We start from the raw sequence: 1,903 nt of genomic DNA, 5'->3' as shown, positions 1-1,903 counted from the left end.
GCGTAAATTACCGTGACGGAAGCATCGACGTGCTGGTAGCTACAGACGTTGCGGCCCGCGGCCTTGACGTATCCGGCGTTACCCACGTCGTGAACTTTGACCTTCCTCAGGATCCGGAAAGCTACGTGCACCGGATCGGACGTACCGGCCGTGCCGGCAAAGAAGGAACCGCGTGGACCTTCGTTACTCCGCGGGAAATGGATCATCTGCACCTAATCGAACGCGTAACCCGCCACCGGATTCCGCGTAAGCCGCTCCCTACGCTGGCCGAAGCCATCGAAGGCAAACAGCGCGTTACGGCAGAAAGATTGCTTGAAACCGTGGAGAAGGGCGAATTGAACGAATACAAAGGACTAGCGATCCAACTGCTGGAGCAGTACGACTCCGTGCAGCTGCTGTCTGCGGCATTGAAGATGCTGACAGGCGAGAAAAAGGATTCGGATATCCAGCTGACGCCGGAAGACCCGATCCGCGTCAAGCGCCGTCAAAGCGGTAAGCCGGACCTGCGCAGCGGACGCAAACCGTCCGGCGGCTACCGCGGCGGCAGCAGCGGCAGCCGAAGCGGCGGAGGGTACAACCGTGACCGCGGCGACGGACGCGGCGGCTACAGCAAGAGCTACAGCGGACGCGGGGATTCGTACCGCGGCGACCGCAAACCGCGGACCAGCAGCAGCGAGGGACGCCGTACTACGAAACGCGAAGATTCTTTCGAGAAGTAAGAACATAACAAAGAGGCGAAGTGCCGCGTGCACTTCGCCTCTTTTTTCATATCATCAAATTACCAGATAAATGCGCGAGTGATGATAACGAGCAGGATGAACAGCACCAGAATGGCGCCTGTGGAACCCCAAAGGCCATGACCGTAACCATAACCAACTCCGCCTACAGCGTGAGACATTGAACATAACCTCCTTACAAAAAGTTGAACTCTTTTGGTTTACGGTGTATCTTATGACGGTTTTCGCCCGCATGTATAGACCAACACCCAGATGCCGGAAATTAGGCTCTGGCAATGTATGTTACAAAGTGCTGCACGAGGTGTCTTCCGTCGGGGAAATTACGCTGGAGAAGAGAACCTCGCTTGGCCGTACCGTGGATATTACCATTTCGGTGCTATCGGTTGGTCCAGTCCGCACCGCTGTTGATATGTATTCCGCCTCCCGGGGCTCGCTGGGGGATCTGGGGTATAATTACCGGATTATTTTAAACTTGTTCGGCATATTGGATAAGAAACTGGCTAAATACAAAATAACACAATGAGTAAGGAAAAAGCGGGAGAAAGATCAGCTCTTTCTCCCGCTTTTTATGGGAACATGGCGGCTTAAGCCGAATTACAGCAGTTCTTTAACGGCTGCTACGGCATTTTCGTAGTTCGGATGCTCGGCCATTTCCTTCAGATACTCGACATATGTAATCTTGTCGTTTTTGTCCACGACGAAAATGGAGCGCATGTCCAGACGGAATTCCTTGATATGAACACCGTATGCATCGCCGAACGACATCTCCTTGTGGTCGGAAAGGGTCACGACACGGTCGATTCCGGCAGCGGCACACCAGCGTTCCTGGGCGAATGGAAGGTCGGCGCTGATGGTCAGCACGATCACGTCGTCGCCAAGGCCGGCGGCTTCTTCGTTGAAACGGCGCGTTTGGGCGTCACATACTCCCGTATCAAGAGAAGGAACGACACTAATTAATTTGATTTTACCGGCATAATCCTTAAGAGTAGCCTCTTCAAGCAAATTTTTGCTGACCTTGAAATCCGGAGCGGCGTCGCCCACATGAATTTCCGGGCCAATGAGGGTAATCGGATTACCTTTGAATGTAGCTGCATTGGTACGTTCTTGTGCCATATGAAATCTCCTTCCTGGTTATCAAAAATTGGTGATTCGTGACAAAGTCCATT

3 protein-coding genes and 1 pseudogene are annotated in these 1,903 nt (G+C 53.1%); 2 read left to right on the top strand and 2 right to left on the bottom strand.

The window, feature by feature from the left end; translation table 11 throughout:
* Positions 1-719, top strand: a 719-nt coding sequence (locus tag CPT76_RS00485) for a helicase-related protein (protein WP_146116121.1), incomplete at its 5' end; no start/stop codon positions are given.
* A 59-nt stretch (positions 720-778) separates the two neighbouring features.
* On the opposite strand, the gene CPT76_RS38220 is transcribed toward CPT76_RS00485, so the two are convergent.
* A complete protein-coding gene (locus CPT76_RS38220; RefSeq protein WP_208629305.1) occupies positions 779-898 on the bottom strand; it encodes a YjcZ family sporulation protein in 120 nt (39 codons plus the stop codon).
* A 122-nt stretch (positions 899-1,020) separates the two neighbouring features.
* Here CPT76_RS38220 and CPT76_RS00480 point away from each other — a divergent pair.
* Positions 1,021-1,260: pseudogene (locus tag CPT76_RS00480) on the top strand (DUF1499 domain-containing protein); the annotation flags it as partial.
* A gap of 71 nt (positions 1,261-1,331) precedes the next feature.
* Here the strand turns inward: CPT76_RS00480 and tpx are convergent.
* Positions 1,332-1,850 carry a thiol peroxidase gene (gene tpx / locus CPT76_RS00475; protein WP_105441573.1) on the bottom strand — a complete coding sequence of 173 codons (519 nt, stop codon included), beginning with the start codon at positions 1,848-1,850 and terminating at the stop codon, positions 1,332-1,334.
* Positions 1,851-1,903 lie beyond the last annotated feature (53 nt).

The organism is Paenibacillus sp. AR247, assembly GCF_002968895.1.
In the GTDB taxonomy this organism is placed as follows: Bacteria; Bacillota; Bacilli; order Paenibacillales; family Paenibacillaceae; genus Paenibacillus_AQ; species Paenibacillus_AQ favisporus.
Note: the sequence above shows the minus strand (reverse complement) of the source record. Positions and strands in the feature narration are given on the sequence as shown.